The 20,957-nt window shown below is 47.6% G+C and carries 24 protein-coding genes and 1 rRNA gene; 23 read left to right on the forward strand and 2 right to left on the reverse strand.

Translation table 11 applies throughout. From position 1 onward, the window contains the following. The first annotated feature begins 51 nt into the window (after nucleotides 1–51). The 12 genes from K5Q92_RS13180 (at nucleotide 52) to K5Q92_RS13235 (ending at nucleotide 10,070) form a co-directional block, all read left to right on the forward strand. The gene (locus tag K5Q92_RS13180; RefSeq protein WP_202723496.1) at nucleotides 52–402 is read left to right on the forward strand and encodes a flagellar basal body rod protein FlgB; all 351 of its coding nucleotides are present in this window, start codon (nucleotides 52–54) and stop codon (nucleotides 400–402) included. A 5-nt stretch (nucleotides 403–407) separates the two neighbouring features. Beyond that, nucleotides 408–827: a flagellar basal body rod protein FlgC gene (gene flgC, locus K5Q92_RS13185; protein ID WP_220769463.1), complete on the forward strand. Its 420-nt coding sequence runs from the start codon at nucleotides 408–410 to the stop codon at nucleotides 825–827. Next, the gene (locus tag K5Q92_RS13190; protein ID WP_220769464.1) at nucleotides 827–1,486 is read left to right on the forward strand and encodes a flagellar hook capping FlgD N-terminal domain-containing protein; all 660 of its coding nucleotides are present in this window, start codon (nucleotides 827–829) and stop codon (nucleotides 1,484–1,486) included. The genes flgC and K5Q92_RS13190 overlap by 1 nt, the downstream gene beginning before the upstream one ends. A 22-nt stretch (nucleotides 1,487–1,508) precedes the next feature. After that, on the forward strand, nucleotides 1,509–2,717 hold the full coding sequence (flgE, locus tag K5Q92_RS13195; protein WP_220769465.1) for a flagellar hook protein FlgE: 1,209 nt from the start codon (nucleotides 1,509–1,511) through the stop codon (nucleotides 2,715–2,717). Nucleotides 2,718–2,726: 9 nt separating this feature from the next. After that, nucleotides 2,727–3,461: a flagellar basal body rod protein FlgF gene (locus K5Q92_RS13200; RefSeq protein ID WP_220769466.1), complete on the forward strand. Its 735-nt coding sequence runs from the start codon at nucleotides 2,727–2,729 to the stop codon at nucleotides 3,459–3,461. A 37-nt stretch (nucleotides 3,462–3,498) separates the two neighbouring features. Continuing rightward, nucleotides 3,499–4,284, forward strand: a complete 786-nt coding sequence (gene flgG / locus K5Q92_RS13205; RefSeq protein ID WP_220769467.1) for a flagellar basal-body rod protein FlgG — start codon at nucleotides 3,499–3,501, stop codon at nucleotides 4,282–4,284. A 65-nt stretch (nucleotides 4,285–4,349) separates the two neighbouring features. Next, the gene (gene flgH, locus K5Q92_RS13210) at nucleotides 4,350–5,024 is read left to right on the forward strand and encodes a flagellar basal body L-ring protein FlgH (RefSeq protein ID WP_220769468.1); all 675 of its coding nucleotides are present in this window, start codon (nucleotides 4,350–4,352) and stop codon (nucleotides 5,022–5,024) included. A 37-nt stretch (nucleotides 5,025–5,061) separates the two neighbouring features. Next, a complete protein-coding gene (locus K5Q92_RS13215; RefSeq protein ID WP_220769469.1) occupies nucleotides 5,062–6,192 on the forward strand; it encodes a flagellar basal body P-ring protein FlgI in 1,131 nt (376 codons plus the stop codon). Then, on the forward strand, nucleotides 6,192–6,605 hold the full coding sequence (locus K5Q92_RS13220; protein WP_220769470.1) for a rod-binding protein: 414 nt from the start codon (nucleotides 6,192–6,194) through the stop codon (nucleotides 6,603–6,605). The genes K5Q92_RS13215 and K5Q92_RS13220 overlap by 1 nt, the downstream gene beginning before the upstream one ends. Nucleotides 6,606–6,666: 61 nt before the next feature. Beyond that, entirely contained in the window at nucleotides 6,667–8,040 is a 1,374-nt protein-coding gene (flgK, locus tag K5Q92_RS13225; RefSeq protein ID WP_220769471.1) for a flagellar hook-associated protein FlgK, read from the forward strand. Between the two features lie 10 nt (nucleotides 8,041–8,050). Further along, the gene (gene flgL, locus K5Q92_RS13230) at nucleotides 8,051–8,968 is read left to right on the forward strand and encodes a flagellar hook-associated protein FlgL (RefSeq protein WP_220769472.1); all 918 of its coding nucleotides are present in this window, start codon (nucleotides 8,051–8,053) and stop codon (nucleotides 8,966–8,968) included. 67 nt (nucleotides 8,969–9,035) lie between these two features. After that, nucleotides 9,036–10,070, forward strand: a complete 1,035-nt coding sequence (locus K5Q92_RS13235) for a hypothetical protein (RefSeq protein ID WP_220769473.1) — start codon at nucleotides 9,036–9,038, stop codon at nucleotides 10,068–10,070. Between the two features lie 64 nt (nucleotides 10,071–10,134). Here the strand turns inward: K5Q92_RS13235 and fliB are convergent, their stop codons facing one another. Next, nucleotides 10,135–11,310 (reverse strand): flagellin lysine-N-methylase, encoded by a 1,176-nt coding sequence (gene fliB / locus K5Q92_RS13240; RefSeq protein ID WP_220769474.1) that lies wholly within the window; start codon nucleotides 11,308–11,310, stop codon nucleotides 10,135–10,137. A gap of 249 nt (nucleotides 11,311–11,559) precedes the next feature. Here fliB and K5Q92_RS13245 point away from each other — a divergent pair, with 249 nt between their 5' ends. From K5Q92_RS13245 to K5Q92_RS13295, 11 genes are all read left to right on the forward strand, one after another. Beyond that, a complete protein-coding gene (locus tag K5Q92_RS13245; RefSeq protein ID WP_220769475.1) occupies nucleotides 11,560–12,369 on the forward strand; it encodes a flagellin in 810 nt (269 codons plus the stop codon). Between the two features lie 292 nt (nucleotides 12,370–12,661). After that, entirely contained in the window at nucleotides 12,662–14,044 is a 1,383-nt protein-coding gene (fliD, locus tag K5Q92_RS13250; protein ID WP_220769476.1) for a flagellar filament capping protein FliD, read from the forward strand. A gap of 15 nt (nucleotides 14,045–14,059) precedes the next feature. Then, nucleotides 14,060–14,440 carry a flagellar export chaperone FliS gene (gene fliS / locus K5Q92_RS13255; RefSeq protein ID WP_202723481.1) on the forward strand — a complete coding sequence of 127 codons (381 nt, stop codon included), beginning with the start codon at nucleotides 14,060–14,062 and terminating at the stop codon, nucleotides 14,438–14,440. Beyond that, complete coding sequence (locus K5Q92_RS13260) at nucleotides 14,409–14,735, forward strand: hypothetical protein (protein ID WP_220769477.1); 327 nt, start codon at nucleotides 14,409–14,411, stop codon at nucleotides 14,733–14,735. Before fliS ends, K5Q92_RS13260 begins: the two co-directional genes overlap by 32 nt. Continuing rightward, on the forward strand, nucleotides 14,728–15,861 hold the full coding sequence (locus K5Q92_RS13265) for a flagellar hook-length control protein FliK (RefSeq protein ID WP_220769478.1): 1,134 nt from the start codon (nucleotides 14,728–14,730) through the stop codon (nucleotides 15,859–15,861). The genes K5Q92_RS13260 and K5Q92_RS13265 overlap by 8 nt, the downstream gene beginning before the upstream one ends. Nucleotides 15,862–15,875: 14 nt before the next feature. Continuing rightward, nucleotides 15,876–16,331 carry a flagellar basal body-associated protein FliL gene (gene fliL, locus K5Q92_RS13270; protein ID WP_220769479.1) on the forward strand — a complete coding sequence of 152 codons (456 nt, stop codon included), beginning with the start codon at nucleotides 15,876–15,878 and terminating at the stop codon, nucleotides 16,329–16,331. A gap of 11 nt (nucleotides 16,332–16,342) precedes the next feature. Continuing rightward, the gene (locus K5Q92_RS13275) at nucleotides 16,343–17,065 is read left to right on the forward strand and encodes an RNA polymerase sigma factor FliA (protein ID WP_220769480.1); all 723 of its coding nucleotides are present in this window, start codon (nucleotides 16,343–16,345) and stop codon (nucleotides 17,063–17,065) included. A gap of 14 nt (nucleotides 17,066–17,079) precedes the next feature. Then, on the forward strand, nucleotides 17,080–17,937 hold the full coding sequence (gene motA / locus K5Q92_RS13280; RefSeq protein ID WP_220769481.1) for a flagellar motor stator protein MotA: 858 nt from the start codon (nucleotides 17,080–17,082) through the stop codon (nucleotides 17,935–17,937). Continuing rightward, on the forward strand, nucleotides 17,937–18,950 hold the full coding sequence (locus K5Q92_RS13285; protein WP_220769482.1) for a flagellar motor protein MotB: 1,014 nt from the start codon (nucleotides 17,937–17,939) through the stop codon (nucleotides 18,948–18,950). The genes motA and K5Q92_RS13285 overlap by 1 nt, the downstream gene beginning before the upstream one ends. Continuing rightward, nucleotides 18,935–19,375: a hypothetical protein gene (locus K5Q92_RS13290; RefSeq protein WP_220769483.1), complete on the forward strand. Its 441-nt coding sequence runs from the start codon at nucleotides 18,935–18,937 to the stop codon at nucleotides 19,373–19,375. Before K5Q92_RS13285 ends, K5Q92_RS13290 begins: the two co-directional genes overlap by 16 nt. 45 nt (nucleotides 19,376–19,420) lie before the next feature. Continuing rightward, nucleotides 19,421–19,705, forward strand: a complete 285-nt coding sequence (locus K5Q92_RS13295) for a hypothetical protein (RefSeq protein ID WP_220769484.1) — start codon at nucleotides 19,421–19,423, stop codon at nucleotides 19,703–19,705. 1,063 nt (nucleotides 19,706–20,768) lie between these two features. On the opposite strand, the gene rrf is transcribed toward K5Q92_RS13295, so the two are convergent. Then, nucleotides 20,769–20,884 (reverse strand): 5S ribosomal RNA (gene rrf, locus K5Q92_RS13300). Nucleotides 20,885–20,957: the final 73 nt, after the last annotated feature.

Raw genomic sequence — 20,957 nt, forward strand, 5'->3', positions numbered from 1 at the left:
TTGAATAGTCAAGCAGCAATTAAATTTGGACATACCATACTAGGAGTCGTAATGGCTATCAACCTTGATGCCGCATTAGGTATTCATCCGCACACATTAGATTTTAGGGTCGAACGCAGCAAGATGTTGGCTGGTAACTTAGCCAATGCAGAAACCCCCGGCTATAAGGCGAGAGATCTCGACTTCAAATCTGTGATGTTGCAGATCAATGCAGGCATGTCTCCCGACCGTAACTATCAGGCTAGCTATCGTGTGCCTTATCAAACATCGGCAGATCAGAACACGGTTGAGCTAGGCAAAGAGCAAGCCAGATACTCACAAAACGCCATGGACTATCAAACCAGCCTGACCTTCCTCAACATGAAGATCTCAGGTTTACGCACTGCTATCGAAGGTAAATAACCCCTATGTCATTTGCAGAAATTTACCAAATTGCCGGCGCGGGCATGAACGCCCAAACCATTCGACTTAACACAGTTGCCAGTAACTTAGCCAACGCAGGTGCTGCAGCAGAAAATCCAGATGAGGCATTTCGAGCGTTAAAGCCCGTATTCTCTACCATCTACAAACAGACTCAAGAGGGGCAAGTCGCTGGCGCTCACGTTGAAGTATCGGCGATAGTGCAATCTGATGCACCGCTAGATCTACGCTACGAGCCTGACCATCCCTACGCCGACGAACAGGGTTATGTCGCCTACTCCAACGTCAATACCGTTGAGGAGATGGCTGACATGATGGCAGCCAGCCGCTCATTCGAAACCAATGTTGAGATCATGAACCGTGCACGTTCGATGCAACAGGGTTTACTGCAGTTAGGAGCTAAGTAATGAACGTAACCAGTACTAGTAGTAATAATACCAACAGCAACAACGTGGTTAATTCCCCGGGTAACGATGCGGCGTCTATCAAGAACGAATTTATGACCTTGATGATTGCGCAAATTCAGAACCAAGATCCCACAAACCCGATTGATGGTACCGAATATGTCAGCCAGTTAGCCCAATTCTCTCAGGTCGAAAGCTTAGAGCAGATGCGTGCCAACCAGTCAACACAGATGGTGATCATGGAGAACCTAGGCATCGTTCAGTCGGCGCAGCTAGTAGGCAAAGATGCCATGGTACCAGCCTCTGAATTTAGCATCGAAGATACGCCTATCGACGGCAAGGTTTACCTAAGCAGCTCAGTTGAGAACTTAAGTATCGATATCGTCGATGACAACGGCGATGTGGTTCACACCCTAGAGATGGGTCCACAAGAGGCTGGAGATACAGGCTTCACGATCGATCCTGAAGCGCTGGAACTGCCGGCGGGAGATTACAGCATAGTGGCTAACACCACGGCGGGCGAAGTCACCGAGACAGCGGATACCTTCGTCAAAGCTGAAATCGAAAAAATACATTTTATCAGCGCATCAGGAATGATGATGGCTGAGCTAGGTAATGGTCTAGGCACTATTTCAGTGCTTGAAATTTCTGAAGTTTCATAACAGGTTAGCAAAGGATTAATTCATGTCTTTCAATATTGCGTTAAGTGGCCTACAAGCAACCACACAAGATCTAAACACTATCAGTAATAACATTGCCAACTCTTCAACAGTAGGATTTCGCAGTGGCCGCAGTGAATTTTCTGCGATCTATAACGGTGGTCAAGCAGGTGGTGTGAACGTGATGAACACCAGCCAAAACTTCTCTGCCGGTGGCAGCTTAACCTATACTGGTCGTCAGCTAGATATGGGCATTCAAGGCGAAGGTTTCTTCGTGTTAAAAGGCCAAGATGGCAACACCATGTATGCCAGAGCAGGTATGTATAATCAAGATGCCAACGGCTTTATCACCGATCCCGTTGGTAACCGTTTGCAGGGGTATTCTGTTGGTGCTGCAGGCAACTTACAGACGGGTAATGTGACCGACCTACAGGTACAAGCCGGTGCCCTGCCCGCTAAAGCAACGACAACAATCGGCCTAGTCTCTAACTTAGATGCTCGAGTTGAAACTATCGACCCTGTAGCAAATCCGTTTGATTCAGATGACGCTTCGACCTATCACTCATCGAGCACAGTGACCGCTTATGACTCTTTAGGTAAAGAACACGCCCTTACTCAGTATTACGTTAAAACTTCCGACAATACTTGGTCGGTGCACTACATGATGGGCGACACCGACGTGACTCCAGTAGGCGGCCACCAGCTCAGCTTCGACTCTGACGGCATGCTAACTGGCGGACAAGATCTTACCCTCAATATCACTGACCCCAATATTGTCGGCGGCGCATCGGACATGAACCTTGCTCTAAGCTATGACAAGAGCACCCAATACGCCTCTGACTATAACAACTCAAGCCTAAGCCAGAACGGTTACACCTCAGGTGAGCTTAACGGCATACGTCTAGATGACAGCGGTATGCTATATGGCACGTACACCAACGGCCAAGAGCAGCTTCAGGGCCAAGTGGTACTGGCTGACTTCAATAACCCTAACGGTTTAGAGCCTGTGAGCAACAACGCTTGGGCGGCAACCAATGCTGCGGGGCAGCCAATTATTGGCACGCCAACCACAGGCACCTTAGGCTCGATTGCAGGCGGTTATCTTGAAGGCTCAAACGTCGATCAAACAGCTGAAATGGTTAACTTGATGACGGCTCAGCGTAACTATCAGTCTAATGCCAAGGTGTTAGATACCAACTCAACCATGCAGCAAGCTTTGCTCAACGCTATCTAGGCCTGACTCATGGATAGAATGATATATACCGCCGCCAAGGGTGCTGCGAGGGTGATGGAGGCGCAAGCCATCCGCGCCAACAACCTAGCCAACGCCGATACCACTGGCTTTAAGGCAGATCTAGAGCGAGTCAACGCCATGGTAGTTAACCCGACCGGTAATAGCTTGCAGACTCGTGTACTGGCTCAGACTCAAAGCAGCGGCTTTAGCCAACAAACCGGCGCAATGAACCCAACGGGTAGAACCTTAGATCTGGCCATCAATGATGCGGGTCTGTTCGCGGTGATGACGGCTGATGGTGAAGGCTATACCCGCTCAGGTGCGATACAGCCTGATGCCGACGGTCAGCTGACCTTAGATGGTCGCCCTGTTGCCGGTATCGATGGTCCTATCGTACTACCAGAATATCGCGAACTGTTCGTTGGTGATGACGGCAGACTCAGCATCATCGCCGATGAAGGCGGCATTATCGAAGAGGTTGGCCAGCTCAAGCTGGTTAACCCAGATATCAATACTCTAAGTAAAGGCTTAGATGGTTTGCTCTATCCCGCAGACCGTCAGCCGCTGCCCGCCAGTGAGCAAGTAACCGTGAGCAGCGGCTTCCTAGAGGCCAGTAACGTACAAGCCGTAGGCGAGCTAATCGCCGCCATGGATTTAAGTCGTCAATTTGAGGTGCAGGTCAAACTGATGAAGAGCGCCGAAAAACTCGCAGAAGCAGGCAATCGCTTGTTACGTGACGCTTAGACTAATTTTTAAAGCCTAGACTTTAAAGGAAATACAGATGCAATCAGCTTTATGGGTCAGTAAGACTGGCTTAACCGCCCAAGATACGAAGATGACCACCATTGCCAACAACTTGGCAAACGTTAACACCACAGGGTTTAAGCGCGATCGTGTCGCCTTTAACGACCTGTTTTATCAAGTGCAGCGCCAACCAGGTGGCCAAGTAGACGAGCAAAATGAGCTGCCATCGGGGCTTCAGCTCGGTACGGGTACCCGTGTCGTTGGCACTCAAAAGGTGTTTACTCTAGGTGATCTACTTACCACCAACCAACAGTTGGACATGGCGATTGAGGGACAAGGCTTTTTCCAAATTGAAGAGGCCAATGGCGAGCTAAGCTACTCCCGTGATGGACAGTTTTATCGCAATAGCGAAGGCCTAATGGTGACCTCACAAGGTTTACCACTGGTCCCGAATATTGAGATCCCAGAAGAGGCGCTCAATGTCACCATCGCGACCGATGGTATCGTGTCGGCGCAGATGGCTGGTCAGGCGGATGCTCAAGAGTTAGGACAGATCACTCTAGTTAACTTTACCAACCCAGCCGGACTCGAGGCGCGCGGTAATAACCTCTACCGTGAAACAGGCGCATCGGGCGCAGCAGTAGAAGGCATCGCAGGTGATCAGGCTCTGGGGCAAATTCGTCAAGGCGCACTTGAAGGCGCCAACGTCAACGTGGTTGAGGAGATGGTCGAGATGATTTCGACTCAACGCGCTTACGAGATGAACGCCAAGGTCGTATCGGCTTCTGACGACATGCTCAAGTTCCTAAACCAAGCGCTGTAAGCAGCGCTTTATCTACTGGCTCCACCATGGCTTATCAACCAACAAAACGCGAAAAGGGCTCCAGCATGCAATCACTTTGGATTGGCTTTGGCATAGGTTTAACCTTACTACTGTCTGGCTGTGTCGCACATATACCTGAACCAGACACAGCACCAGGTAAGCCTGAGTGGGCGCCACCAGAAATTGACTACAGCCTACCGACAGCCGAGAACGGCAGTGTTTATCGCCCAGGCTTTATGCTCACCCTATTTAAAGATAAGCGCGCATTTCGTGAAGGCGACATTCTTACGGTAGCACTGGACGAGAAAACCTATTCAAGTAAACGTGCCGATACCAAGACCAACAAGGTAAGCGGTATGTCGATTGATGGCCAAGGTACCACAGGCAGTAACAGCATCAGCGGTAGCGGAGAGGCCAATATGGGGCGCTCCTTTAACGGCACAGGCTCCAGCACCCAACAGAACCAACTGTCGGGCTCGATCACAGTGACCGTGGCTAAGGTTTTGCCCAATGGCGCTTTACTGATCCGTGGTGAAAAATGGTTACGACTAAACCAAGGTGATGAATACCTTCGCCTGCTGGGTCTGATCCGCGCCGATGACATAGGTAATGACAACACCATCTCGTCGCAGCGTATCGCCGACGCACGGATAATCTACGGTGGCCAAGGTGCCATCTCAGATAGCAACCGCATGGGCTGGGCCGCCCGCTACTTCAATAGCCCTTGGTTCCCATTGTAAGCATCAGTTTGAGTATTCAAAAGTCAGGATTGTGTGAATGAAAAAAATAGCCATCTTTATGGTCAGTCTGTTGTTAGGGCTATCGCCTCTACTATCCGTTCAGGCGCAGCCTCAGCATCGCTATCTGATGGATATTGTCGATGTACAAGGGATCCGTGATAACCAACTGGTAGGTTACGGCTTAGTTGTCGGTCTAGATGGCACGGGTGACCGCACTCAAGTGCGCTTTACCAGCCAGTCTATCGTCAACATGCTAAAGCAGTTTGGGGTGCAAATTGATGATAAGACAGATCCTAAACTGAAGAACGTCGCAGCGGTTGCGGTCCACGCTACCGTACCACCACTGGCGAGCCCAGGACAGACTTTAGACATTACCGTGTCATCACTCGGCGATGCTAAAAGTCTGCGTGGCGGTACCCTATTGATGACCCCAATGCGTGCCGTTGATGGTGAGATCTATGCTGTTGCCCAAGGTAACTTGGTGGTTGGTGGTGTATCGGCTCAAGGCCGTAACGGCACCTCGGTCACCATAAACGTACCGACCGTGGGTAACATTCCTAATGGTGCGCTATTAGAAGCACCTATGCACAGTAACTTTAATGAAAACGAGCACATAGTACTAAATCTTATCGACCCAAGTTTTAAGACTGCCCGCAACATCGAGCGCGCGGTCAACGAGCTATTCGGCCCTGATGTCGCGCAAGCGGACAGCAGCGCCAAGGTGATTGTTCGTGCGCCAAGTTCTAATCGCGAGCGCGTTACCTTCATGTCTATGCTCGAAGAGTTGCAAATTGAGCAAGGGCGCAAATCTCCACGAGTAGTGTTCAATAGTCGCACCGGTACCGTTGTTATGGGCGGCGATGTCGTGGTACGTAAAGCCGCTGTCAGTCATGGCAACCTCACGGTGACCATCGTTGAGCAAGAGTTTGTTAGTCAACCTAATGGTGCCTATCTGGGGCAAGCGCAAGGTGAAACCGTTGTGACCACCGACAGTCAGGTCGATATCAATGAGGGCGACGGCCATATGTTTGTCTGGCCTGAAGGTATAGCCCTCAATGACATAGTCCGTGCCGTTAACAGTCTAGGCGCATCACCGATGGATCTAATGGCCATCTTGCAAGCCCTAAACGAAGCCGGAGCCCTAGAAGCTGAATTGGTGGTGATCTAATGAAACTCGACAATAATCACAGCTACCTTAATCAACTCGATGCCGGTGAGTTGATTAAATCCAATGGCGAGCAAGGTGCACTTAAGCTTGTGAGCCAACAGTTTGAAGCCCAGTTTCTGCAAACCGTTTTAAAACAGATGCGTAGCGCCTCCGATGTGATGGCAGATAAAGACAGCCCACTGTCATCGCAAAACGATGGCATGTACCGCGACTGGCACGATGCCGAGCTTGCAGGACGCCTAAGCCAGATGCAAAGCACAGGGCTTGCCGAGGTGATGACCAAACAATTATCGGCAGGACTTAAGTCTAAGCCGGAGACGGTCGCCTCTAATAATCAAACTAATGGCAATACCAATACCGTTGCAATGCAACCAGCCTTGATATTGCCTTTTATTACCAAGCCGCAAACCTAAATAGGCTGCGGTGCTGATTAGTCTTCGCCGTCATTTAAAACGCTAGAGATAAGGATTCAAGATGAGCATGCTCAACATAGGTATGTCAGGGCTTAATGCCAGCATGGCAGCCCTAACCGCCACTTCCAATAACGTCACCAACGCCATGGTGCCGGGATATTCTCGTCAACAAGTGATGCTTAGCTCTGTGGGAAATGGCATCTACGGCAGTGGCTCTGGCGTGATGGTCGATGGCGTACGCCGTATATCGGATCAATACGAAGTCGCTCAACTTTGGAATACCACCAGCAACCTCGGATTTGCTAAGACCCAGTCTAGCTATTTTGGCCAAGTCGAGCAGATTTTTGGTTCTGAAGGTAACAGTATCTCGGCTGGGCTGGATCTACTGTTTGCCTCACTAAACTCGGCTATGGAGCAACCTAACGAGATTGCCCATCGCCAAGGTGTGCTCAACGAAGCCAAGGCGCTGACCCAACGCTTTAACTCAATCAGCGAAGGGCTAAACTCGCAGGTGACCCAAGTTGAAGGCCAAATTAATGCCTCGGCAAAAGAGATCAACAGCCAACTAGAAACCATCGCCAGCTTTAATGCCGATATTCAAAAAGCTAACGCCAACGGTAACGTACCTTTAGCACTACTCGATGCACGAGACGCCGCTATCGATGATCTGTCAGAGATTATCGACGTCAATGTCGTTGAAGACTCTTCGGGTATGATCAACATCTCTTTAGCACAGGGACAACCTCTGCTATCGGGCACGATTGCATCTAAGGTTCAAGTTACCCCCGACCCAACCAACCCTAAATTTAGCCAGCTCAGCATTCAGTTCGGCCAATCGAGCTTTCCGCTAGATGAAAGTGCAGGCGGCAGTTTAGGTGCGCTGATCGACTACCGAGACAACAGCTTAGTGGACTCGATGGCGTTCATCGATGAACTCGCCATGACCATGGCCGATGAGTTCAATACTGTACTGGCTGGCGGCACAGACTTAAATGGCAATACACCGACTCAAGATCTATTTACCTATGATCCAACTAACCCTGCTGGCAGCCTAAAACTGACCTCTGGATTTAACGCCGACATGCTGGCGTTTGGTAAAGATGGCACCCCGGGCGACAACAGCAACTTGGTAGAACTGGTCGATATCGCCAACAAGAGCTTCACCTTTAGCTCTATGGGAGTCGACGCCACCATGGGTGATGCATTCGCCAGTAAGATTGGTGAACTAGGCTCGGCCTCTCGCCAGGCTCAAATGTCGAAAACAACAGCCGAAAATCTCCAACTGGAGGCCCAAAAACAGTGGGCGAGCACCAGTGGCGTCAACATGGATGAAGAGGGGGTCAACCTCATCATCTACCAACAGTCTTATCAGGCAAATGCCAAGGTTATCTCGACTGCAGATCAGCTATTTCAAACAATCCTAAACAGCATTTAAGGAGCTCTTCATGCGTGTAAGTATGCTTAATCTCTACAGCAATAATTTACAGAGTCTGCAGAACTCCACTGCCGATATCGCCAGACTCAATGAAATGATGTCTACGGGCACATCAATACTGCGCCCATCGGACGATCCTATCGGCTCGGTCAGGGTCATTGGTAATGAACGTGACATGGCCGCTACCAACCAATATATAAAAAATACCGAATCATTGAGTACCAGTTTTAGCCGCTCAGAAACCTATATGTCGAGCATGGTCGAGCTGCAAGGTCGTATGCGTGAAATTACCGTATCGGCAAACAATGGTAGCTTATCACCTGAAGACAGAGCGGCTTATGCGGCCGAAATGAACGAACTACTAGAGGCATTTGCCGATACCCTCAACGCTAAAGACGAATCAGGCAACTACCTTTTTTCAGGTAACAAAACCGACACTCCGCCCATTGGCAAAGATGCCGATGGCAACTATGTCTACCAAGGCGATACCAACACTCGTGAAGTACAGACTTCTGGTTCATCTTGGATGACGGCTAACAGTACCGCTGCAGACTTTATCTTTTCAAACGGTAGTACTGATATTCTCAATCAAACCAAAGAGTTTATTGCGGTTCTCGAAGACCCAACACTGGCTCCGGGTGATCCCGCATTTAGCCAAGCCGCCGATGATATGCAAGCCAGCTTAGATGATACCCTGACCAGTATTAGCTCGGCGATCACCGACATAGGTGGTAAACAAAACACCTTAAGCTTGGTACAGGCTTCCCATGAGGAGCGTGTGCTTTTTAACAAAGAAGTGATAGGTGAAACTGAAGGTTTAGACTATGCTCAGGCCACTGCAGAGTACAACTTAAAGCTAACCACCCTTAAAGTGACTCAACAGACCTTTGTGCAGGTATCACAGCTATCCCTGTTCAACCATATATAAGTTCAACCATATATAAGTTTAATCAAATATAAGTTCAATCTTGATCGAATCAGCTTAAGAGAAGTTAATGCTCAACGGGATTTCAGACTCACTCAATGTTCAACAGCGCAGCCAGACGGTTGCGCCGAGTGCAGGTATACAGCAACCGCCAAAAGAACAAACTAAGGCCAATGTTGCTAGCATTCCAAGCCATAGATTAGAGAGCTATAACCGCTGGGCTAAGGTCACGCAGGGACAGCACAAGATCAGTGCGTCCCAAGTGGCAGAGCAGGGTTTACTGCAGGTTCAAAGCCTGCTTAAGCAGTTGCAAGGCCAAAGCCAACAATCACTGTCATCTAGCCTAGGCTCTTCTAACCTAGACAGTGAGCAGATAAATCGCAGTCTGCAGATCCAGCAAAAACTGGCACAACTTGAGGTCAGCTATCAAGGTAAGCCTCTAGTCGATCATCAGCTCAATCTAATATCTAGTCAAAGACCCGCCGCCAAGTACAGTTTCAGCTTAAAGTCGGTAGATTTGGCCGCTGTAAAACCACGCGATGAACTGATCAATATGCAACTAGGCAATGAATCAGTAAGAGTGCTATTACCCGCAAATGCACAACCTGCAGAGCTGGTAAGCAGACTAAACAGTGCACTTAAGCCGCTGGATATGCAGGTGCTTCGCAGCAATGAAGGCCGAGTCATCTTCAAGAGCAATAAGCAGCAATGGCAACAACTGCAAGCAGGGTTATTGATGATCGGTCAAGGTCAACGTTTACCCGCCGGAGATGTCAGAACCATCAAGGTCAGCGAAGAGCTGAATTGGCAAGATCCCAGAGAATGGCGCTTCAATAGCCATGCGGATCTCAAACAGACCATGGCTAAAATAGCCAAGACACGCCACAAGGTTGAATCGCAGTTGCAAGAGTTGAATAGCGGCAAGCAACAACTTCAACAACAATTACACAGAGTAAACCAGCGCAAAGATACAGTATTAGAGCTGGAGTCGACTCTGACTCAAGTGACCAGCTTAATGCAGTCCTCTCCTTTTAGTCTGCAAGTTACCTCGTTAATGGCGCAGGCAAATCTGAGCCGCCCTCAGGTATCGGCTTTACTCTCTTAAGAATCGATTGGCTTGGGGGCTAGCAATATATAGCCCCACAAACCCAAGGGCGACATTAATACCGTTACGACAACAAGGTGAGTATCGAGGCTAAATCATCAAATTTAGCTTCATCCAAAAGGTTGATAGCATACTCACTGTAATTTGCCTTATGCTGCCGATTGGTGTGATACACCTGAAAACACATGATGATGTCATGCTCAGATAATCCCTCATTCTTAGCAGCTATCACGGCTAAATAGCAGCGCAGCATAAAGAAATCCAACAGCATCACTCTAAAGGCCTGCGATGGAGTGAGTTTATCAACTTGGGGGAAGTTCATATGGTAAAAGTAATAAAGTAGATAACGACTAAATAGCGCTTGCTGGTCTGCCAATGCAGGTATAGCGACCTCCTTCCAAGCTTGGTTAATACGGTTCATACTAATGTTTTTTTCATCATCCGCCATGGATAGAATAGCCTGATTAATTAGCTCAAACCGACTCCGTCCACGCCTGATTTTATTAGTATTTAGCCATAATTGAATCGAGGTGAACGCATGCATCTGGTGCGCATCCGTATCTTGATTAAAGCCCTCGAAATGCTGCTTTAACTGGCCGTTATCGCTTAAAATTATTAGCTGTTGAAACATATTGTCGATGGCATTACTTTCAAGTTCACCATTAGCCACCCGCTCGGTAGTTTTCATCAAAATACCAATAGCGGTAAGACCATGCTCTAATGGTTGTTCAGGCTTAAGTAATAGTTGAATCGAGTAGTCATAAGCCTTCTGCGCCCAGATCGGTGCTGCTTTGAATGTACGACTATGGGTGATCGTCGTGCGTTCAACGCGAAATGCATCGGGCCTTAGCAGAATATTTCTCGCCGCTTCAGGGCAAGATAAGGATAGGCTGTCATAACGATCCCCCCCTCTCATATGCGCCATTCTAGGGTAGGTCTTGCAAGTATTACTTAGCAGAGCCTCCCCAGCCTTTGCGTGGATCTGGCACAAGTTGTTTTCATCTAAAAAGCCACAGGCTCCCTCTTCATTCAATACAGCTTGCGCCCATATTTGCTCACTCTTTTTTACCTTCTTCAGCGCAGTTTTAGCCAAAGTCTTAAGCTCGCTATGGGCTAAGGTCTTCTTATAGCTTTGCTTATCAATATGAATACTCCATCCATAGCAACAGCTGTCCTCACATTCACCACCAATACAGCTGAAGTTAGTGACGAAACTGGGTCTAATGAGTGAATGTTTCATTCTCGCTCTCTTTTGTAATCAAGTTTTGGCTAAGCCTAAATATGTCTATAGAAGGCGACCCAAACAGCGATTAGCTAAAGTCTTTTTTTACTATTCACCCATGAAAAACAAAATATTTAAACCTTTAAATTCAAAGAATTAAATGCAATTCGACAAATAAAATCGACTATAGCTTTCAGTTTTCAATTCGCGTGTCGTTTTAAGGTTATAGAAACCAAACAATCTGTTAAAAACTCAAAGGAATATCCTATGTTATCTGTAATGACTAACAACGCGTCTAACATCGCTCAAAATGCCGTGACTAAAAATAACGACCTACTTAGCAACGCTATGGAGCGTCTATCTACAGGTCTTCGTATCAACAGTGCATCTGACGATGCTGCTGGTCTACAGATTGCGACTCGCCTAAACGCTAACGTAACGGGTATGGAAACTGCTGGCCGTAACGTATCTGACGCGACTTCAATGCTACAAACTGCCGATGGTGCATTAGACGAGCTAAACAACATCGCGACTCGCCAAAAAGAACTAGCAACTCAAGCAGCTAACGGTGTGAACTCGGCTGAAGATATTGCAGCACTAGATGCTGAATATAAAGAGCTTAACGCTGAAGCAATCCGTATTATCGATAGCACTGAATATAGTGGTAACAAACTATTCACCGAATTAGATGGTGCTGTAGACTTCCAAATCGGCGCATCTTCAGCTGAAAAACTAACAGTAACGACAAAAGTTGCTGACGTTAAAGCACTATTCGTTGGTGAACTAACTGACCAAGCAGCTGCTGTAGGCGAAATCGACAACGTAAACGCTATTATCGATGCCGTTGGTGCAGAGCGTTCTAACCTAGGTGCTAGCATCAACCGTTTAGGTCACACAGCATCTAACCTAACTAACGTTACCGAGAACACTAAAGCTGCAGCAGGTCGTATCATGGATACCGATTTCGCAGTAGAAACAGCTGCTATGACTAAGAACCAGTTATTAGTTCAAGCAGGTACTAACATCCTGTCTTCTTCAAACCAAAACACTGGTTTGGTTATGGGTCTATTGGGTTAATCTCCCCCCCCCTACTCCCAACTTTCTATCTAGGGCCTTCGGGCCCTTTTTTTTGGCAACAAATTCCCCTCAATACTTCAGTGGCCCTAGCTTGAGGTCGCCTTACTTATTACATGGTTGTAGCGAACGTAGCGCCCAGGCTTAAAGCGGAAGCAACACTTCCCTTCTCCTGTGACTAACGGAAAATCAATTTACCCGCCGCACATCCTAAGGTAAGCAAAAACACCATAAAACAGTTACTTAACTTTTGGCATGAAGATTGCCACTTGCATAACAAAGATTGGAGGATCAAATGATTTCAGGTATGGGTGGCGCCTCATTCGCCGAACAACTTATCGTCGCAGAACGTATGGGCAAAGATCAGATATTTGAAAGCAATATGACCAAATATGAGGCACAACTCGATGCCTATAAGATCCTTGAACGTAGCCTAGATAAGATGACCAGCAATCTTGAAAAGATTAATGGCGATGCCTTCGAAAGCAAAACCTCCTCAATCAGTGATGATAATGCCTCTATCATGGTCGAGAGCGGGGCACCAACTGGTAACTACGACCTGCATATCGAGCAACTAGCTCAGGCGCACCAATTAACTAAGAGCTTCGGCAGTGAAGACAGCCTGCTACCCGCCAGCGGCGTTATCGAGATCCAGCTTGGCTCAGATCCAGCTGACACCATTAGCCTTGATATGTCTGTACTAAACCCTGATGGGACCGCCACGGTCAAAGATCTCACCAGTATGATCAATAATCACTCCGATAACCCAGGAGTACAAGCTTCTCTTGTGCGGACTGGCGGTCAAGTTGAGCTAATGCTTTCCTCTACTGCCACAGGTGCAGAAAACAACATTAGCGTTAGCATGAATGGTGCCGATTGGGGTATGACAGAGCGACGCGCAGCACAAGATGCCAAGGTTAATCTAAACGGCATAGATATCACCAGTAGCAGTAACAACTTAGCCAATGTCATCGATGGCGTCTCTATCGAACTCAACAAAGTCCATGCAGCGGGAGAAAGCAGCAGCATCAGGATCACATCAGATACCGACGCCAGCGAACAGGCTGTTGAAGACTTCGTCGATATCTTCAATAACCTGATGGACGAAATCAATAAGCTAACTCGCTCTATGGGCAGTGAAGAGTTAGACAATATCAATAACGAAAATGACGATAAAGATGACAGCGATGAAGATAAAGATGATGAAGATGACGACTTCAATTCCTCTATCACCGAAGATCAGCTAGGCGTACTCAAAGGCGACTCAAGTATCAGAATGCTGCAACAGGGGATGCGTGATGCCATCTTCGATACAGCACCAAACGGTATGCGCCTTTCAGATATCGGCGTTGAGATGGGTCGAGACGGCAAACTATCTATCGACCAAGATAAGCTAACTAAAGCTCTCAAAGATGACCCTGACGCGATACAAGCCATGTTTACCGACGAAGGTAGCTATATCGACAGACTTGATACCCTCATCGACCCTTTCACTAAATTCCAAGGCTCTTTGGATCTTAAGCAAGAGAACCTAGAAAAACAGATCGAACGAGTCGAAACCAGCATGGAAAATCACGACAGACAGATGGAACAGAGGTATCAAATCTACCTAGCTCAATTTACCGCAATGGAAGCAACCATCAGCCAATTAAACTCAGCTAGCGCACTGTTTTATTAAGGAAAAAACCAAAAAATGTTAAACGAGCACGATCCCTTTAATGCTTATAAGCAAACCTCTCTAGACGCGAGAGCCGCAGCAGCAAACCCTCATGAGATGGTGCGCATGCTGCTTGATGGCCTATTAGAGGAGATCCAACGCGCTGCGGGATTTATGCAGCGCCGCAGCTATGAAGATAAAGGCCAGAGTATCAATAAGTGCCTCAATATCGTCCATGGACTCGACTCCATGCTCGATATTGAAAATGGAGGCGAAGTCGCCGCAGGCCTTAACCGCCTCTATGACTATTGCAGTCGACAACTGGTAACCGCAAGCGTTGAAAATAGCGTTGCCGCCCTAGAACCCATCACTAAGGTAATTACCGATGTCAGAGCCGGTTGGGCAAATCTCAATTGAGCAGTGGCAGCAGTTTGAAAAAGCGCTGCGATTTCATGCTCAAGCTCAAAACTGGGACAAATTGGTCTTAGTAAACCAAAAAATGACTGATGCCCTTAAAAGAGCGGGAAAACCAAACTCCCGCTCGCAGTTGCTTGCGCGCCAATCTTTAGCCCGTGCTCATCAGCAAGTGTTGCAGCAGTTACACCAAGCTAAAGATCAACTTAAGCAAGAGATGACTCAGTTTAAACAGCAACAAGATGGCCTAGCCGCTTATCAACTAACCTGTGTCAGTGGCGGAGTAGATAATGACTAGCCCAGTATTGCCAAGTACATCAGTCACTTCGGCGACAACAAACTCAACAACATCTAGCCCAATAAAACAAGCAAGCAGCCAAGAGCCAGCAAACTGCGTTGACTGTGGCTTAGCTGAACATGACTCGTTTGAGCAATACGCTCAAGCGCTGGCTTCTTTTTCGTTAATAACACCACATCAAGCCTCCCCAGAGTCGCTACCACATACAGTGGCGGCTTTCTCTACGAGAGGGGAGACTCAGCCATTTGCAACAACACTGCAACTGGCTCGCCATAACAACTCCCAATTAGCGCTCGAGCCTCAGCTTGCAGCCACGGCTTACCAAACCGCAGAGGGGCGAAACCAAAATCCACTATTTCAATCATTTAGCCAGCAGCCTTTAAACCAAACTCAATTGGCTACACGAGCAGCTACAACTCAAGTACAAACTCTAGATACTCGAGCGCAGAGCTTACCCTTAGCCATGACCAATTCACTGGGGACAGAGCTAGGTAGTACTGCCGCGACCAGCAGCCTTCCATTAGTGTCTGGTGCAATCAAGCCTGATAGCCTTGTTGGTTTTAGCCCCTTTCAAGGCGTAAACAGTCCATTTTCACCCGCAGTCTCTACAAGTCTGGCTGAAAGTGGTGCCAGCAGTGCCATCGATTCGGTAAACCAAATTTTAGCAAGCAGTTCACGCACTCAAAGCAATGTTGCTCAATGGGGGCCCGTTTCCGTTTCCCAGTCTGCCCCACTACCACAGCAAAGCCATGAGATGCTGTCGCCGCTAAGGGAGCAACTTAGATTTCAGATCGACCAGCAGATAAAACAAGCAGAACTAAGGCTCGATCCTCCGGAACTTGGAAAGATTGAACTCAATGTACGCCTAGACGGCGATCGTCTGCATATCCAGATGCATGCAGCGAACTCATCGGTTCGGGATGCATTATTGATGGGCCTAGATAGATTGCGAGCCGAATTAGCAATGGATCATGGTGGCCAAATTGATGTCGATATCAGCCAAGGCGAGTCACAACAAAAACAGCATCAAGGCAGCTCTCAACCGGCAATTGCAGCAGCGACTCAGCATGAACCATCGTTCAATGCTGATATTCCCCAACAAGATCAGGTCGATCTACTCGCATAATTTAGGAGCTATTCATGTCATCAACTAAAAGCAACAGCAAACGGATCATTACGGCCCTGCTTATCATCAGCTGGACAGCGGCGATTTTCTGGGTGGGTTGGCAATCACCAAGCCTGATCGGTGGCCCCTTCGAAGCTAAAGAAGCCGAAGTCAAATCAGCTCAATTTTACCCTCTCGACAAATTTGTTATCTCCATACCCGGTGACGAGTACCCCCATTACCTTCTATTAGAGCTGGCATTCAAAAGTCGCTCTAAGAATGTCGAAAGCACTATTAAACAGGCCGATCCTGTAATTAAAAACTCACTAATGAAGATGTTCTCCCATAAGCACTTCAATGAACTCAATAACGCGCAGCAATTCGAGTCCCTGCAAAAAGAAGCTCACGGCATACTCTCTACAGTATTAGCCGAGAATGATTTTGCTATCGAATTGGATGATGTGCTGTTTACTCGTATGGTTATTCAATAAAGGCCAATACTATGAATGCAGCACAATCTGCCTACCAAGAAGTTTCTGAAGATAGCGCGATGAACCGTCAGTCCGAAAGTCAGGTGATGGTCCAATATCTACCTCTAGTTAAGCGCTCAGTATCGCAACTTAGAAGCCACTGTGGTTCCGTCCTCGCGATTGAAGACATGGAGCAGATAGGCATGATGGCGCTACTCGAAGCAGCAAGACGCTACCCCGGGGAATACGATAATGGATTTATTTCATTCGCTGGTCAGCGTATTCGTGGCGCCATTCTTGATGAGCTACGCCGTCAAGATTGGCGGCCTCGTCCCGTCAGGCAGCAAGCCCACGAACTAAATGATACCGTCAGGCAGCTAACTCGACTGTTAGAGAGAGAACCCACAGATAAAGAGGTCGCAGAGGCGATGGGCTTGAGCGAGAGCGAGTACCGAGAGCGACTGTTTGCCTCCCAGTCTGAATCTATGCGCAGCCTAGATGAACTCATAAGCGAAGGTGGTCATTTTGTCGATAAAAATGACGTGTTGGAGCAATTTTCAGCAAAAGAGTGTTTATTTCAAGCTATTTCAAAATTAAACAAAAGAGAACAGCTGATCCTGTCGCTTTACTATCAACATGAACTCAATTTAAAAGAAATTGCCGCAACCTTGGGGTTAACTGAAACTCGTATTTGCCAACTGCATAAACAAGCAGTTAAACAGCTTCAGAGTATCTATCAACAATGGGAACGGTAAGCAGGTGATGTAGTATGAGCAAACTGTTAGGGCTAGTGATAATTCTCTTGTCGGTATTTGGTGGATACGTGTGGGCAGGAGGAGCGTTGATCTCCCTCTGGCAGCCTGCCGAAATCCTAATCATTTTTGGTGCGGGTGTAGGGGCACTTATTATCGCTAACCCTAAGCCTGTATTAATTGAGATGTATGAACAGCTCAGAGAGCTGGTTAAAGTCGAACAAGAAGACCCTGAACTCTACCCACAGCTCTTTGGCCTGATGGGCATGTTAATGGCACAGATCCAGTCTCAAGGGCTGCGAGTGCTAGACGACCATATCGAAAAGCCTAGAGAAAGCTCCCTTTTTCTCATGTACCCTGCGGTATTAGAGCACACGAATGTGCTGAACTTCCTCATAGATAACCTAAGATTACAATCTATCGGCAAGATCTCCGCTCACGATTTAGAGCATATGCTAGAGGAGGAGATCCACCGTATCGATGAAGATAGAATGCGTCCCTCCCACGCACTGAACAAAGTTGCCGAAGCTATGCCTGGCTTCGGTATTCTTGCCGCAGTAATGGGGATCATCATTACCATGTCAAATATTGACGGTCCTATCACCATGATTGGTGTAAAGGTCGCCGCCGCCTTAGTCGGCACGTTTATCGGTATCTTCGCCTGTTACTGTTTGTTCGATCCGCTGTCTAAAGCGCTCGAGCACTTAGTTGAGCGGAAGTCTGCGCAGATGCGCTGTGTCGCCGCAATGTTAACGGCCTTCGCAAAAGGTAAGCCGCCAATGCTTGCCATTGATGCCGGTCGCAAACAGATCCAGAGTGAAAATCGTCCAACATTTATCGAACTTGAGCGTTGGATGGTGGAGCAGAAAAGCTAATGCCAGCCAGAACCGATCAAGCCATCATAATCCGCCGCAAGAAGCGCTCAAAGGCCAAGCCCGCCCATGGGGGCGCCTGGAAAGTTGCATTCGCCGACTTCACCTTAGCCATGATGGCACTATTTATGGTGCTCTGGATCATGCAGATTGCCGATCAGCAAGAACGTGCCATGATAGTGCAATACCTCCGAGGTGATCTGTATGCTACCGGATCTATCAATCCATTTGATCTCAGTAGCGCGCCCTCAATGGTAAACTTTGAGGCTAGTATAGGAGTTCAACAAGCGGTATTACCAGCGACATCCACTGGCGTGGACCGCAGTGGCCCGGCGATGCATAACCGTATTCCTAATGGCGATGAAAATGCCAAGGCGGGCAAAGGCCCAGAGTTAAACTCTTTGGTACCTGGAAAGTTTGAAACCCAGGCGCAACTTGAATTTCTAGCAAGAGAAATCGATAAGGTCATTACAGACGTCAGTATGGGGGCTAACGTAGAGCTACAAGTCGTTCCCCAAGGCGTGCGGATCTTGATGCACGATAACATACATCAATTTATGTTCACTCGAGGAAGTTCAGAGATGAAGCCTTACTTCGAAGATCTGTTAATGGCTCTAGGGCCACTTCTGAGTAAAGTCGAAAATAAGATCACCATCTCAGGGCATACCGACTCGAGCCAATACGCAGGTAAGGCCTTCACCAACTGGGAACTATCGAGCAAACGCGCCCTGCTCGCAAGAAGAGTACTCGAATATGGTGGACTTAGACGCAGCCAAGTTATTCAAGTTACGGGCATGGCCGACCAAGTCCCTTATATCGTTAACGACCCAGCTGCAGCGGCTAACAGACGCATAGAAGTATTAGTCATGACATCAGAAGCGCAAGAGCAGTTGCGCCAAATGATGGGGCTACCGCCTGAACAACCAACCCAGACTAAAGAGCTACAACAAGCAAAGCAAGTTGCCGAGGCAAACCAACCACGAGCGAGATACCCAGAACAATGGACGACTCAGTAATTGTCCAGGGCGAGTTTATCCCTGCTGATAAACAGCCAACAACTCAAAAAGAGCAGGAAGAAGGCCGACAACATACAAGATTCAGTCTTAGGGAAAGCAACCATCAAGATATTCGTTTTGCCTGCGATGGTGTAACCATTTCACTAGTAAAAAAATACTGTTTAATGAGTAAAACCATCGGCATCGCCAACATTAAAGATATAGGTTTGGGGGGAGTAGGACTAATTAGCCGTTGTAACTTACAACCCAAACAGATCATCTTTATTTGTTTAGATGAAGAGTACTTTCAGATTCAGGTTATGCGCGTCGCGAAAATTAATCACAGACTTAACTTTATCGGCGCAAGATGGATTAAACAAGACGAAAGACAGATAAGTTATATCACCACTAAAGTTTACAATATGAGTCGGTTACCACAGGTTTAGTGGTTTATATAATCTAGGTATTCAGTGACAAACAAGGAGATCACAATGCCTGCTTCATATGAGCGAAAAGGACCCGATGCCTTACAAAAGCTCTTTCTATACCTAATAATTTTTGACTGGATTGCTTTGATCTACCTTATTATCGAGATCAAAAATATGTCATTTCAGCACGGAGCAATTACTTCTGTAATGGTCGCTATATTTAACTTAATCCTAGTTAATCTGTGCTTTAGACGCGCACGCAGAGCAGAAGACGGATATCAGATCTATCCAGTCATCATAGGCGCCTTACTGTCATTTGTTCTTATCGCCTACTTCTTTTTCTTCTAGGCATAGCTTCTCCCTCCTTCAAGCCCGTTAGTAATATAACGGGCGTCATACAATCCCCTCTGTTTAACTCCTTATACACATATAAAAAGACGTACGGGAAATGCCAACCCTGATAGTTCGCGCAGCGAACACATGGGAGTGAAAGTAAGCTGTTTTGAATACGCAGTATTCAGCCCCTCTGCTTTAAGTGAAGCAGTCACCTTAACGGGTAGCTGCATTCTAGATAAGTTAGCGTTCAATATTTTACAAACGCTCAAACGCAACTCCTCTCCTATGCCATCCATGGCATTCGAGGGTAAGTACTTCCTATACACAAAAGCCACCTACTTTTATCATATTAAGGGTAGGTGGCTTCTTCACTTAATTTAAAGTTCCCTTAATTTGAAGCCTGGAAATGAGCTACTCGGTTCGCGCAGCGAACACATGGGGGTGAAAGTGAGGCGCTTTGAATACGCAGTATTCAGACTCGCTTGAACGCGGAGAAGCTTGCCTTCGAAGCCGGAGACCCCGCTCAGCGGCGGGGCGACGTAGGGGGTAGGCATTTATGCCTACCTTAAGTGAAGTAGTCACCTTAACGGGTGGCTGTATTCTAGATAAGTTAGCGTTCAGCATTTTACAAACGCCCAAACGCAAAAAAGCCACCTTAATAAGGTGGCTTCTTCACTTAATTTAAAGCCTGGAAATGACCAGCTTCGAGCAAGCTCTCCGCGTTCCCCCCTTGCATCAAACTTCGTTTGATAAGCACAAGGGCTTCACCCTACTCCACATGGGTGCTGAACCTCACTACGTTCGGGCTTTTTATTTCCCCATGTTCGAGTGGTCACCTTTCTCGTTATTTGGCGACTGGAAATGAGCTACTCGGTTCGCGCAGCGAACACATGGGGGTGAAAGTGAGGCGCTTTGAATACGCAGTATTCAGCCTGACTTGAACGCGGAGAAGCTTGCCTTCGAAGCCGGAGACCCCGCTCAGCGGCGGGTCGACGTCGGGAGTCGTTCTTTTCGCGCAGCGCATATACGAAAAAAGCCCTAGCGTTGTTTGCTAGGGCTTTTTCGTGTATTTGGCGCCTGGAAATGACCTACTCTCACATGGGGAGACCCCACACTACCATCGGCGATACTGTGTTTCACTTCTGAGTTCGGAATGGATTCAGGTGGGACCACAGCTCTATGGTTTCCAGACAAATTTGGTAAATTTGAAAAGCTGGACTCGCTATGCAAGTCTTAAAAATTGGGTTCACACTACATTAAGTGC

Origin of the sequence: Shewanella sp. MBTL60-007 (assembly GCF_019654915.1) — a bacterium.
Taxonomy (GTDB): domain Bacteria; phylum Pseudomonadota; class Gammaproteobacteria; order Enterobacterales; family Shewanellaceae; genus Shewanella.